Origin of the sequence: Microbacterium pratiae (assembly GCF_047302165.1) — a bacterium.
Lineage (GTDB): Bacteria > Actinomycetota > Actinomycetes > Actinomycetales > Microbacteriaceae > Microbacterium.
The window spans coordinates 2,700,628-2,713,501 of record NZ_CP154843.1; the positions used below are offsets into that span (position 1 = coordinate 2,700,628).

Sequence of the window (12,874 nt, forward strand, 5' to 3'; positions counted from 1 at the left end):
GTCCTTCGCTGCTTGCCGGTTCGACGCGCACTATCGGGTGACGGGCGCGCTCGAATCGCGTTATTACTCGCCAGGTCGATCGGTATTTCGGGTTTCCGTCGACCTCGGGGAAAGCTCACATATAGATCTACCGGACTAGCACCCGATCCCGGTAGGGATATGCGTATGCTCTAAACAGCCAACTTCCAGCAAGCGTTGGATTCGACACGTCGACGATCTGGCCGCCGCCTGATGAGGGACGCGAAAAAGGGCGGATGCCGTAGCATCCGCCCTTTTTCGTATGACGCAATTCGCGTCAGAAATCCCAGTCCTCGTCTTCGGTGGCCTCGGCCTTTCCGATGACGTACGACGAGCCCGACCCCGAGAAGAAGTCGTGATTCTCGTCGGCGTTCGGCGACAGGGCCGAGAGGATCGCGGGGTTCACGTTCGTGACCGTCGCCGGGAACATCGCCTCGAAACCGAGGTTCATCAACGCCTTGTTGGCGTTGTAGTGCAGGAACTTCTTGACGTCCTCGGTCAGGCCGACCGCGTCGTAGAGGTCTTGCGTGTACTGCACCTCGTTGTCGTAGAGCTCGTAGAGCAGCGAGAACGTGTAGTCCTTGATCTCGTCGCGCTCAGGCTGCGAGAGCTGCTCGTAGCCCTTCTGGAACTTGTAGCCGATGTAGTACCCGTGCACGGCCTCGTCACGGATGATGAGGCGGATGATGTCGGCGGTGTTCGTCAGCTTCGCCTTCGCCGACCAGTGCAGCGGCAGGTAGAACCCCGAGTAGAAGAGGAACGACTCGAGCAGGGTCGAGGCGACCTTGCGCTTGAGCGGCTCGTCGCCACGGTAGTAGTCCATGACGATCGAGGCCTTCTTCTGAAGGTTCGGGTTCTCGACCGACCAGCGGAACGCGTCGTCGATCTCGGGCGTCGAGGCGAGCGTCGAGAAGATCGACGAGTAGCTCTTCGCGTGCACCGACTCCATGAACGCGATGTTCGTGTAGACGGCCTCCTCGTGCGGGGTGATCGCATCGGGGATGAGCGAGACGGCACCGACGGTGCCCTGGATCGTGTCGAGGAGCGTCAGCCCCGTGAACACGCGCATCGTGAGGGTCTGCTCGTCGGGCGTCAGTGTGTTCCACGACTGGATGTCGTTCGACAGCGGCACCTTCTCGGGCAGCCAGAAGTTGTTCACCAGACGGTTCCAGACCTCGAGGTCCTTGTCGTCCTGGATGCGGTTCCAGTTGATCGCCTGCACGTGGTCGACGAGCTTGAGCGGTTCGGGAGTCATGTCGCTTCAGTTCCTGGTTCGGGTTCCGGCATCCGTCACAGCATGCAGCTGACGCACTCGGACATGTCGGTGCCCTCGAGCGCCATCTGCCGCAGGCGGATGTAGTAGATCGTCTTGATGCCCTTGCGCCAGGCGTAGATCTGGGCACGGTTGATGTCGCGAGTGGTCGCGGTGTCCTTGAAGAACAACGTGAGCGACAGGCCCTGGTCGACGTGCTGGGTCGCGGCGGCGTACGTGTCGATGACCTTCTCGTAGCCGATCTCGTAGGCGTCTTCGTAGTACTCGAGGTTGTCGTTCGTCATGAACGGCGCCGGGTAGTAGACGCGGCCGAGCTTGCCTTCCTTGCGGATCTCGATCTTCGACGCGATCGGGTGGATCGACGACGTCGAGTTGTTGATGTACGAGATCGAGCCGGTCGGGGGCACCGCCTGCAGGTTCTGGTTGTAGATGCCGTGCTGCTGGATCGAGGCCTTCAGCTCGCGCCAGTCGTCCTGCGTCGGGATGTGGATGCCGTCGAACAGACCCTTCACCTTGTCGGTCTGCGGCGCCCACTCCTGCTCGACGTACTTGTCGAAGAACTCGCCCGACGCGTAGGTCGAGTCGGGGAAGCCCTCGAAGTACGTGCCGCGCTCGATCGCGATCTTGTTCGACGCTCGCAGGGCGTGGAACAGCACCGTGTAGAAGTAGATGTTCGTGAAGTCCAGGCCCTCTTCCGAGCCGTAGAAGACGTGCTCACGCGCGAGGTAGCCGTGGAGGTTCATCTGCCCGAGGCCGATCGCGTGCGAACGGTCGTTGCCGTCCTCGATCGAGCGGACCGAGGCGATGTGGCTCTGGTCGCTCACCGCGGTCAGGGCGCGGATGCTGGTCTCGACGGTCTGCGCGAGATCCTTGCCGTCCATCGCGAGCGCGATGTTCATCGAGCCGAGGTTGCAGGAGATGTCCTTGCCGATCTGGGCGTACGAGAGGTCTTCGTTGTACGTCGTCGGGGTGTTGACCTGGAGGATCTCCGAGCACAGGTTCGACATGTTGATCCGGCCCTTGATCGGATTGGCCTTGTTCACCGTGTCCTCGAACATGATGTACGGGTAGCCCGACTCGAACTGGATCTCGGCGAGGGTCTGGAAGAACTCGCGCGCGTTGATCTTCGTCTTCTTGATGCGCGCGTCGTCGACCATCTCGCGGTACTTCTCGGTGACCGAGATGTCGCCGAACGGAACGCCGTAGACCTTCTCGACGTCGTAGGGCGAGAACAGGTACATGTCCTCGCCGTTCTTGGCGAGCTCGAAGGTGATGTCGGGGATGACGACACCCAACGACAGCGTCTTGATGCGGATCTTCTCGTCGGCGTTCTCGCGCTTGGTGTCGAGGAACTTCAGGATATCGGGGTGGTGGGCCGACAGGTACACGGCGCCGGCGCCCTGGCGCGCGCCGAGCTGGTTGGCGTAGCTGAAGCTGTCTTCGAGCAGCTTCATGACGGGGATGATGCCCGACGACTGGTTCTCGATCTGCTTGATGGGGGCGCCGGCCTCGCGGATGTTCGACAGCAGCAGGGCGACGCCTCCGCCGCGCTTGGACAGCTGCAGGGCCGAGTTGATGCCGCGGGCGATCGACTCCATGTTGTCTTCGATGCGCAGCAGGAAGCACGACACGAGCTCGCCGCGCTGCGCCTTGCCCGTGTTGAGGAAGGTCGGGGTGGCGGGCTGGAAGCGACCCGAGATGATCTCGTCGACGAGCTGCATCGCGAGGTTCTCGTCACCGTCGGCGAGGCCGAGGGCGGTCATGACGACGCGGTCCTCGAAGCGCTCGAGGTAGCGCTTGCCGTCGAAGGTCTTCAGCGTGTAGCTCGTGTAGTACTTGAACGCGCCGAGGAAGGTCTCGAAGCGGAACTTCTTGCCGTAGGCGAAGTCGTTGAGCTTCTGGATGAAGTCGAGCGAGTACTTCTCGATGACCTTGGGCTCGTAGTACTCCTTCTCGACCAGGTAGTCGAGGCGCTCCTTGAGGGAGTGGAAGAAGACCGTGTTCTGGTTGACGTGCTGGAGGAAGTACTCCCGCGCCGCGCGCTTGTCGGCGTCGAACTGGATCTTCCCGTCCGCGCCGTACAGGTTGAGCATCGCGTTGAGGGCGTGGTAGTCGAGCCCGTCGAAGCGTGCGTCGACCTTGAAGCCGTTATCGGTCAAGGCTGTTTCCAGTGCTGATTCCACCATCGTTCCAATCCTGCGCTCACGCGCTCGACGTCTTCGGGCGTGCCGAACAGTTCCACCTTGTCCAAGTGCGGCACGGAGCACTTGCGGCTGATGATGTCACCGGCGAGGCAGTACGACTCGCCGAAATTCGTGTTGCCGGTGGAGATGACTCCACGGAGCAGGGTGCGGTTGCGCACGTCGTTCAAGAAGCGGACGACCTGCTTGGGCACCGCACCCTTCTCCTCACCGCGCCCCTGTCCCCCGCCGTAGGTGGGGGTGACGAGCACGAAAGGCTCTGTCATGACGAGAGGCGTCGGTGAGGAGTGAAGGGGGATGCGGAGCGCCGGCAGTCCGAGCTTGTCGATGAATCGCGCGGTGTTGCCGGAGACGCTCGAGAAGTACACGAGCAGAGGCGCCCGCGTCGCGACCGCCGTGCTCATGGCTCAGGCGAAGCGAGCGGCCAGCTCGTCGATCTTGTCGGGACGGAAGCCCGACCAGTGGTCCTCGTCGGTGATGACGACGGGGGCCTGCAGGTAGCCGAGCGACTTGACGCGCTCGAGCGCCGCCGGGTCCTCGGAGAGGTCGAGGACGTCGTATTCGATGCCCTTGGAGTCCAGCGCACGGTACGTCGCGTTGCACTGCACGCAGGAGGGCTTGGTGTAGACCGTGATCGCCATGTCGAGTGTGGTTTCCCTTCGCTTCTTACGCATCTCCGGCTGAGAACCCGCCGGGACCTCAATACTACATATGGGTGCCGACATCGGGGGGCACCACAAGGGGTAGTAGTTACAAGTCTGTAGTTTTGCACCGCTCTCCCCAGGTACAACACATCTTGTCCACCGTTTCATCCACAGATCCGAGACTCGATCGAAGCCCGGTTCGACGCGTGATTACGCGCTTCCGAGACGTCCGGGTCGAGTCTGTCCACAGGTTGGACGGTAGACCGCCCCACAGACATCCGATTCCGCCGGATGTCGTCGCCCCGGCGTGTCGCGGGCGTGTCGCGGTCGCATCCGACCGGACGTCGCCGGAAGGCCCCGGGAATCGCTACCGTTGAGGGGTGGCGGGATACGGAGAACTGCTGCGCACACCAGGTGTCGCGCGCATCATCGCCGCACAGTTGACCGCGCGCTTCCCGAGCGGGATGACGAGCCTCGCCATCCTTCTCCACATCGAGCACGTGACCGGCTCCTACGGGTCCGCCGGTCTGGTCCTGGCGGCCACCTCAGTCGGACAGGCGATCGCCGGCCCGGTGACGAGTCGGTGGATGGGCATCTGGGGCATGCGCCGTGTGCTCACGCTGACCCTCGCTGTGTGCGCGGCGGCGATCGGGCTGCTCGCCGTGCTCGACGTCCCACTCTGGGTCTACATGGCGCTCGGCCTCATCGCGGGCCTGTCGACGCCGCCCGTGCAGTCGGCGGTGCGCACCATCTATCCGAAGATGGTGACCTCGCGTCAGCTCACCCCGCTGTTCTCCCTCGACGCCTCGCTGCAGGAGATCATCTGGATCATCGCGCCGGTGCTCATCACCTTCGTGGCGCTGCAGGCCGGCACCGTGCCCGGGCTTCTGCTCATCGTCGTCATCCTGATCGGCGGCGGCGCGTGGTTCATCATGTCGCCCGAGCTCGGCCGCGTGCGCATCCCCCGTAGCCGGCGCAGCCTCGGCCGCGTGCTCCTCAAGCCCCCGGTGCTGCTCGCGACCGCGACCGGGTTCCTCCTCATCGGCGCGTGCTCGGCGGTCGAAGCGGGCGTCGTCGCCTCGTTCGGTCACGGCGGGCTCGAGTCCGGCATCGTGCTCGCGGTGTTCGCCGTCGGCAGCCTCGCCGGCGGCCTGTCATTCGGCCACATCCCGATCGGACGTTGGGCGATGGCGCGGCGCTTCCTCATCGTCACCGTCGGGCTCGCGGCGACGATCTTCTCGCTCAACGCATGGTGGCTCGGCGGATCGCTCCTGGTCGCGGGCATCGGAATCGCGCCGGCCCTGGCGGTCATGTTCGCCATCACGTCGGCGAGCGTGAAGTTCAGCGAGACGGCGGAGGCCTACGGCTGGATCGGCACCGGCCAGCTCATCGGCGCCGCCGCCGGCTCCGCCATCGCCGGTTTCCTCATCGACGGCGTCGGCCCGCAGGGCGCCTACGTCGCCGCGACGCTGTTCGCGGCCGCCGGCCTCATCGTCGCCGCAACGTGCGTGCAGTGGTTCCCCGATCTCCGCGGACGCGACTCGTCGCCGATCCCCGACACCGAGCCGGTCCACACGATCACGTGAGCCGCGCAGCGACCCCGCCTGCGCTCAGTCGCTGACCCGTCGCAGCATCGCGAGCACGGCCGCCGCGTAGGCGTCTTCGGGCTGCGGGTGCTCGAACGCGAGCTCCTCGCCCGCGAACTCGATCTCGACCCGATGCGTGTCGGGCAGGCGACGGAGACTGCGGAACCCGCCCCGCAGCATCTCGCGCAGCTGATCCTCGCGCGGAAGCCAGAGCGCCTCGTCGAGCGCGACGGAGTCGAGTGCCCATTCCGTGGTGCCGTTGAACGCGAGGATCGTGCCCGTCGGGTAGCGCCGCGGCTCGATCGTCATCTCGCTGACGGTGAAGATGTCGGCCTCGAACTCCGGCTCGTTCAGCTGGAACCGGTCTCCGGAAGCCGGATGCCAGACGAGCCCGGCCTCGCGCAGGGCGAGGGCGGCATCGGTCGAGATCATGCCCCCATCCTGCCTCAGGCGACCGGGTGAGGAGCGGCGGGAGCAGAATGGATGCCGTGAGCGACTTCGACCCGGCCCGCTACCTCCCCGATGACCTCCTCGAGCGGATCCGCGGGCGTGCCGCCGCCGTCGACGCCGAGAACGTCTTCCCCGACGATGACCTCGCCGAGCTGCGGGCGGCCGGCTATCTCGGCATCCTCGTCCCGGTCGAGCATGGCGGTGCGGGACTCTCGCTGGCCCAGGCATCCGTGCTCCAGCAGCGACTCGCGGGAGCCGCGCCCGCGACGGCCCTCGCGATCAACATGCATCTCGTGTGGACCGGGGTCGCCAAGGTGCTCTCCGACCGCGGCGACGATGCCTTGCGCTTCGTGCAGGAGGGCGCCGCAGCCGGCGAGGTGTTCGCGTTCGGCATCAGCGAGGCGGGCAACGACCTCGTCCTGTTCGGCAGCGACACCGCCGCCGAACCGCGGCCCGACGGCGGCTACAGCTTCACCGGCACGAAGATCTTCACCTCACTCGCGCCCGTCTGGGATCGCCTCGGACTGCACGGTCTCGACACGACAAGCCCCGACGCGCCGCAGCTCGTCTTCGCTTTCGTCGATCGCACCGATGCCGTGCGCACACGCGACGACTGGGACACCGTCGGCATGCGCGGAACCCAGTCGCGGACCACGGAGCTGCACGGAGCCCTCGCGTCGGCCGACCGCGTCGTGCGCCGCCTCTCCCCCGGGCCGAGTCCGGATCCGCTCGTCTTCGGCATCTTCTCGGTCTTCGAGCTGCTCCTCGCGTCGGTGTACACCGGCATCGCCCGGCGCGCTCTCGACCTGGCCGTCGCCGCGGCTCGGGCGCGCACCTCGAAGAAGACCGGGCTGCCGTACAGCCAGGATCCCGACATCCGTTGGCGGATCGCCGAGATGGCGCTGGCCTACGACGGGATGCTGCCGCAGCTCGAGGCCATCGCCCGCGACATCGATGAACGGGCGGACCACGGCGGCCTGTGGTTCGCGAAGCTCAGCGGTCTGAAGCACCGGGCGGTCACGTCGGCCAAGGCGGTCGTCGACGAGGCCATGCTCGTGGCAGGCGGATCGTCGTACTTCTCGCGGTCCGAGCTCGGCCGGCTGTACCGCGACGTCATCGCGGGGATGTTCCACCCCTCCGACCCCGAGTCCGCGCACAGCACGGTCGCCGCAGCCTGGCTCGGCCCCCTGACTCCCTGACCCGCCCCAGCCCGGTCTCCGTCGACTCGCCAAGAAGTGCGGATGCCGGGGCCGCCGCATCCGCACTCTCTGGCGAGTCGACAGGGGGAAAGGGAAGGTGGGGGGCTGCCGTCAGCGGGTCTCCAGGTCGTAGGCCTTGAGGAGCTCGGCGACGGCCTGCTCTCGGTCGGCACCGCCGTTCTCGAACATGTGCGTCACGTGCGTGCGGAGGTGGTTCTCGATGAGGAGCTTGTCGAGCGATGCGAGAGCCTTCTGGATGGCCCGCGACTGGGCGATGATGTCCATGCAGTAGTCCTCGTTCTCGATCATCCGGGCGAGCCCGCGGACCTGGCCTTCGAGGATGCTCGTGCGGCGCAGGGCACGCTTCTGGATGTCGTCGATCACGCGGTCAGGATACGCCGTGACCGGCCCCCGCCGGCGAACCCCCGTGGGAGGATGACCGGATGGCACGCACGCCGACTCCCCTGCTCTCCCCCGCCGACCAGCTTCGACGCCAGGGGTTGCGGCGGATGAAGGCCGTCGCCCTCGGTGCGCTCATCTTCATGGCGATCGTCTTCGCGATCTCGTTCCCGCTGCAGCAGACGGTGCCCGCCTTCGGGTACGTGCGCGCCGCCGCGGAGGGCGGCATGGTGGGCGCGCTGGCCGACTGGTTCGCGGTCACCGCACTGTTCCGGCATCCGCTCGGCCTTCCCATCCCGCACACCGCGATCATCCCCCGGCGCAAGGACGAGATCGGCCGCACCCTCGGCGAGTTCGTCGAGACGAACTTCCTCGAGGCCGGCGTCATCCGCGGCAAGCTCGAGTCGATGGGCATCGCCGCTCGGCTCGGCGCGTGGCTGCGTCGCCCGGAGAACGCGGAGCGCGTCTCGGCCGAGGCATCAGCGGGAGCGTCCGGCATCCTCACGGCGTTGAGCGACGACGAAGTGCAGGACCTCCTCGAGGATCTGGCGCGAGAACACCTGCTCGCGCCGTCGTGGGGCCCGTCGATCGGCGGATGGCTCGAGCGCGTCGTCGGCGCCGGCGCCCACCACGGAGCCGTCGACCTCGCGATCGACAACATCGAGACGTGGCTCGTCGCCAACCGCTCGGTGTTCACCGGGCTGGTCTCCCGTCGCCTGCCGTCGTGGCTGCCGTCGGTGGCGACGCGTCTCGTGGACGACACCGTCTACCGCGAGGCCTTGACGTTCGTCGCGGCCGTGCGGAGCGATCCCGAACATCCGGCACGTAAAGCCATCGACGGGTATCTCGCTCGTCTCGCGGGAGATCTGCAGGGCGAGACCGACACGGCAGCGCGGCTCGAGGCGGCCAAGGCGGCGGTGTTCGACAGCCCCCGCGTCCGGGCCCTCGCCGCCGAAGCCTGGGGCACCGCGAAGGCCGGCCTGGTCCGGTCTCTCGGCGATGCAGAGAGTCCGCTCCGTCGCCGCATCGCTGCGGCACTCACGGAGGTCGGCGAGCGCCTGGCGAGCGAGCCGGCACTGCAGCAGCGCGTCGACTCGCGCGTCATCGACGCTACCGCGACGCTCGTCGCGCGTCACCGCACCGACATCGCATCGGTCATCACCGAGACGGTCGAGCGCTGGGATGCCCAGGAGACGACCGAGAAGATCGAGCTCATGGTCGGCCGCGACCTCCAGTACATCCGACTCAACGGCACCATCGTCGGATCGCTCGCCGGACTCGTCATCTTCACGATCGCTCATGCGGTCTTCGGCGCGGGAGGATGATTCCATGACGACGCTCATCCTCGTGCGACATGCCAAGAGCGATTGGGGCTCGGCCGCTCTCGACGATCACGCCCGTCCGCTGAACGACCGCGGCTTGCGCGACGCGCCCGTCATGGCCGAGCGCTTGGCGTCGACGGGAGTCGCCGTCGAGCGGATCCTCGCGTCGACCGCGCTCCGCGCGCGGACGACGGCGGCTGCTTTCGGCAGCGCCCTCGGGATCGAGCCGGATCTGCGCCACACGCTCTACGGCGCCTCGGCGCGCGTCCTTCTCGACGCCGCGAGCGGCAGCGGCTCGCAGTCGGTGCTCGTCGTGGCGCACGACCCGGGGATGACCGTCCTCGCCGAGCGCCTGTCGAACGGCGGCATCGGCGGGATGCCGACCTGCGCGGTGGCCACCTTCACGTGGCGGACCGACGATTGGGATGTCGCGACCGCGACCGACCCCGACGAGTGGACGTTCGACAGCCCGAAGAGTTGATCGCTCTCTCCGGCATCCCGCTCAGACGACGGACACGACCGTTCCGCCTGTGAGGCGAACGAGCTCGTCGAACGTCAGCGGGAAGACCGTGTGCGGGGTGCCGCCGGCGGCCCAGATCTCGTCGTACTGCGCGAGGTCTTCGTCGATGAACGTCGCGAGCGGCGCAGGGTGTCCCGTCGGCGCGACCCCGCCGATCGCCTGTCCCGTCGCGGCGCGGACCTGCTCGACGCTCGCTCGGGCGATCTCGGTGCGTCCCGTGCGTTCGGCCAGAGCGGACGTGTCGACGCGGTGCGCGCCGCTGGTCATGACGAGCAGCGGCTCACCGTCCGACCAGAAGACCAGGCTGTTGGCGATCGCGCCCACCTCCACTCCCAGGGCCGCAGCGGCGAGGGCGGCCGTGGACGCGGCATCCGGCAACACGACGATCTCGCCGGGGATGCCGGCGGCGCGCAGGGACTCGTGGACGATACGGCTTCGCGAGGGCAGCTCGGTGGTCACGCTGACACTCTAGAAGAGGCACAATGGGCTGGATGCCGCAACGCCGCGGCACGGAGAGCACGAGCCCACAAGGCTCCGCCGAAAGAGGATCGCGATGACCCACGCCCTGCCCCTTCCCGATTTCACGCACGAGCGCGTGGAGGTGATCACGGGGCGACGGAGCGGCCTCTTCATCACCGCGGCGCTTCACTCCTCTGTTCTCGGCCCCGCATTGGGCGGCGCCCGCGTGTGGACGTACCCGCACTGGAGCGACGCCCTCGGCGACGCCCTGCGCCTGTCGGCCGCGATGACGTTGAAGAACGCGGCGGCAGGACTGGATGCCGGCGGCGGGAAGGCCGTGATCGGGCTTCCTCCCGGAACCGTCCTCGACGCTGAACGCCGACGGGCGGCGTTCCTCGATCTCGGTGACGCGGTCGAGTCGCTCGGCGGCCTCTACCGCACAGCCGAGGACGTCGGCTCGACCACCGACGACATGCTCACCGTCAGCGAGCGCACCGCGCACGTCGTCGGGCTTCCCGACCGGGTGGGCGGTTCGGGCGAGCCGGCGGGCCCCACGAGCATCGGCGTCCACGCCTCGCTGCTCGCGACCCTCGAGCGCGTCACGGGCTCTCGAGACGTCACCGGTCGACGGGTCACGATCGCCGGGCTCGGCCAGGTCGGCAGCCGCCTCGCGGTGCAACTCGCCGCCGAGGGTGCGGAGCTCACCGTGACGGATGTGAATCCCGCGAAGCGCGAGCTCGCGACGAGCCTCGGGGCCACGTGGATCGAGCCTTCGGAGGCGCACCTCGCCTCGGCCGACGTGTTCGTTCCGGCCGGCATCGGCGGCGTGCTGACGGACGAGGTGATCGATGCGCTCGACGCGCGAGCCGTCTGCGGACCCGCGAACAACCCGCTGGCGCATCGCTCCGGCGCTGACCGGCTGGCCGCTCGCGGCATCCTGTACGCCCCCGACTTCGTCGTGAACGCGGGCGGCGTCATCTACCTCGACCTCGCCGCGAAGCAGCGCGATCGCAGCGAGATCGCGACGCGGGTGGAGGGCATCGGCGACGTGCTGCGACGCATCTTCGACGAGGCCGACGCGCGCGACGTCACGCCGCTCGCCGCCGCAGAGTCGCTCGCCGCCGAGCGCCTCGCCGCCGGAGCCGCCCGCGACGCCCTGGTCTGACCCCGGTCAGGTCCGCTGCCCGCTCGCTTCCGCGCGGACGCGGATGCAAGGGATCGTGGCCGACCCGCCGGCGGAACGGCATCCGCACCGGCGCGCCGCGCCCGATCCCTTGCATCCCGGCACCATCATCCACGGCGCGGGCGGGGACTCAGATCTGCAGGATGGCGCGCGCGATCAGGAAGTACAGGATCAGGCCGCTGGCGTCGACGAAGGTCGTGATGAACGGGTTCGAGAAGACCGCGGGGTCGACCCGGATGGCCCGCGCGAGAAGCGGCATGACTCCCCCGACCGTCGCGGCCATCGTGCACACCGCGATCAGGGTCGCCCCGATGACGAGTCCGATGCGCGGCTCGTACACGAGCGACGTGACCGCGAACCCGACGAGCCCCAGGATGCTGCCGAGGAAGAATCCCACCCGCACCTCGCGGCTCAGCACCCGCACGACATCGCGGGGTCGCACATCCCCCAGCGCGAGCGCACGCGTGACCGTCGTCGCCGCCTGGTTGCCGGTGTTGCCACCGGTTCCGATCAGCAGCGGGACGAACAGCGCGAGCACCGTGATCTGGGCGAGCGTCGCCTCGAAAGCCGACAGCACCTGCACGGTCAGGGTCGCTCCGACAGCCAGCACCAGCAGCCAGACGACGCGTGACCGCACGATCTGCAGGATCGGCGTCGAGAGGTAGGGCCGGCGCAGCGGCTCGGCGCCGCCCTGGCGCGCGGCATCCTCGCTCTCCTCGTGCTCCAGGATGCGGGCGGCGTCGTCGACCGTCAGGATGCCGACGAGCCGCTCCTCACTGTCGACGATGGGCAGCGCGAGCAGGCCCCGCTCGGTGCAGCGACGCGCGGCGGTCTCGGCGTCGTCGTCCACGCTCGCGGTCTGCGCGCTCTGCATGATGTCGCGCACGTCGGCGTCGGGGTCGGCGGCGAGCAGGTCGCGCAGGCTGACGACCCCGGCGACGCGACGACCCGCGTCGACGACGGGGAGGGTGTACACCGTCTCGGCGTCGTGCAGACGCGCCCGCACCCGGTCGAGCGCTCCCGCGACCGTGCTGCCGATCGGAACCAACACGAACTCCGGGCTCATGCGGCGCCCAATCGAGCCGCGACGGTAGCCGAGCACGGCGGCGGTCATCTCGCGCTCGTGAGCGGGAAGCCCGCGCATCAGCCGGGATGCGAGCGAGGCCGGCAGCTCGTCGACGAGCCAGGCGCGGTCGTCGGGGTCGAGGTCGCCGAAGATGTGCGCCACCTCGGCGTCGCGCAGGTCTCCGACCAGCTCCCCCTGCATGTTCGGCGAGAGCGCTTCGAAGACCTGCAGCGCGTGGTCCTTCGGCAGCAGCCGGTAGGCGACGGCGCGGCGACGACCGTCGAGTCGCTCGAGCACCTCGGCGAGACGCTCGGGCTCGACATCGGCGAGAGCGGCCGCGGCCGACGGCAGATCACCGCGCGACAGGGGCGCGGCGATGCCGTCGACGACGATGGTCAGTTCGTTGATCTGCTCCGGAGTCATGGGAGCCCTCCTCATGTGGACGCGCGCACATCCGTGGCATCGTCACAAAGACGACGGCACGGAGAACATCGCGAAGCCTGCTGGCGCGTCGCACCGCGGCTCGTCCGCTCAGGAGTCGATTCGGTCGACGA

General features: G+C 68.0%; 13 protein-coding genes. 5 read left to right on the forward strand and 8 right to left on the reverse strand.

Annotation, left to right across the window (positions count from 1 at the left end; genetic code table 11):
* Positions 1 to 295: 295 nt before the first annotated feature.
* The 4 genes from nrdF to nrdH are packed head-to-tail and all read right to left on the reverse strand — an operon-like array spanning position 296 to position 4,133.
* Entirely contained in the window at positions 296 to 1,273 is a 978-nt protein-coding gene (gene nrdF, locus AA0Y20_RS12790) for a class 1b ribonucleoside-diphosphate reductase subunit beta (RefSeq protein ID WP_120265132.1), read from the reverse strand.
* Positions 1,274 to 1,308: 35 nt separating this feature from the next.
* Complete coding sequence (gene nrdE, locus AA0Y20_RS12795) at positions 1,309 to 3,477, reverse strand: class 1b ribonucleoside-diphosphate reductase subunit alpha (protein ID WP_412939576.1); 2,169 nt, start codon at positions 3,475 to 3,477, stop codon at positions 1,309 to 1,311.
* Complete coding sequence (gene nrdI / locus AA0Y20_RS12800; protein ID WP_023954602.1) at positions 3,447 to 3,896, reverse strand: class Ib ribonucleoside-diphosphate reductase assembly flavoprotein NrdI; 450 nt, start codon at positions 3,894 to 3,896, stop codon at positions 3,447 to 3,449. The genes nrdE and nrdI overlap by 31 nt, the downstream gene beginning before the upstream one ends.
* A gap of 3 nt (positions 3,897 to 3,899) precedes the next feature.
* Positions 3,900 to 4,133 (reverse strand): glutaredoxin-like protein NrdH, encoded by a 234-nt coding sequence (nrdH, locus tag AA0Y20_RS12805; protein WP_023954603.1) that lies wholly within the window; start codon positions 4,131 to 4,133, stop codon positions 3,900 to 3,902.
* Positions 4,134 to 4,516: 383 nt separating this feature from the next.
* Here nrdH and AA0Y20_RS12810 point away from each other — a divergent pair, with 383 nt between their 5' ends.
* Complete coding sequence (locus AA0Y20_RS12810; protein WP_412939577.1) at positions 4,517 to 5,722, forward strand: MFS transporter; 1,206 nt, start codon at positions 4,517 to 4,519, stop codon at positions 5,720 to 5,722.
* A gap of 24 nt (positions 5,723 to 5,746) precedes the next feature.
* Here AA0Y20_RS12810 and AA0Y20_RS12815 read toward each other — a convergent pair whose 3' ends face one another.
* Complete coding sequence (locus AA0Y20_RS12815; RefSeq protein WP_412939578.1) at positions 5,747 to 6,154, reverse strand: pilus assembly protein CpaE; 408 nt, start codon at positions 6,152 to 6,154, stop codon at positions 5,747 to 5,749.
* Positions 6,155 to 6,201: 47 nt separating this feature from the next.
* Here AA0Y20_RS12815 and AA0Y20_RS12820 point away from each other — a divergent pair, with 47 nt between their 5' ends.
* Positions 6,202 to 7,371, forward strand: coding sequence for an acyl-CoA dehydrogenase family protein (locus AA0Y20_RS12820; RefSeq protein WP_412939579.1), 1,170 nt, complete (start codon positions 6,202 to 6,204; stop codon positions 7,369 to 7,371).
* Positions 7,372 to 7,482: 111 nt separating this feature from the next.
* On the opposite strand, the gene AA0Y20_RS12825 is transcribed toward AA0Y20_RS12820, so the two are convergent.
* Positions 7,483 to 7,755: a metal-sensitive transcriptional regulator gene (locus tag AA0Y20_RS12825; protein WP_023954607.1), complete on the reverse strand. Its 273-nt coding sequence runs from the start codon at positions 7,753 to 7,755 to the stop codon at positions 7,483 to 7,485.
* A gap of 59 nt (positions 7,756 to 7,814) precedes the next feature.
* On the opposite strand from AA0Y20_RS12825, the gene AA0Y20_RS12830 reads away from it, so the two are divergent.
* Both AA0Y20_RS12830 and AA0Y20_RS12835 read left to right on the forward strand, forming a co-directional pair.
* Positions 7,815 to 9,095, forward strand: coding sequence for a DUF445 domain-containing protein (locus tag AA0Y20_RS12830; protein ID WP_412939580.1), 1,281 nt, complete (start codon positions 7,815 to 7,817; stop codon positions 9,093 to 9,095).
* A gap of 4 nt (positions 9,096 to 9,099) precedes the next feature.
* Entirely contained in the window at positions 9,100 to 9,573 is a 474-nt protein-coding gene (locus tag AA0Y20_RS12835) for a SixA phosphatase family protein (protein ID WP_412939581.1), read from the forward strand.
* Positions 9,574 to 9,594: 21 nt separating this feature from the next.
* On the opposite strand, the gene AA0Y20_RS12840 is transcribed toward AA0Y20_RS12835, so the two are convergent.
* On the reverse strand, positions 9,595 to 10,071 hold the full coding sequence (locus AA0Y20_RS12840; protein ID WP_412939582.1) for a YbaK/EbsC family protein: 477 nt from the start codon (positions 10,069 to 10,071) through the stop codon (positions 9,595 to 9,597).
* Between the two features lie 94 nt (positions 10,072 to 10,165).
* On the opposite strand from AA0Y20_RS12840, the gene AA0Y20_RS12845 reads away from it, so the two are divergent.
* Positions 10,166 to 11,236, forward strand: coding sequence for a Glu/Leu/Phe/Val dehydrogenase dimerization domain-containing protein (locus AA0Y20_RS12845; protein ID WP_412939583.1), 1,071 nt, complete (start codon positions 10,166 to 10,168; stop codon positions 11,234 to 11,236).
* 148 nt (positions 11,237 to 11,384) lie between these two features.
* On the opposite strand, the gene mgtE is transcribed toward AA0Y20_RS12845, so the two are convergent.
* Positions 11,385 to 12,743: a magnesium transporter gene (gene mgtE / locus AA0Y20_RS12850; protein WP_412939585.1), complete on the reverse strand. Its 1,359-nt coding sequence runs from the start codon at positions 12,741 to 12,743 to the stop codon at positions 11,385 to 11,387.
* Positions 12,744 to 12,874: the final 131 nt, after the last annotated feature.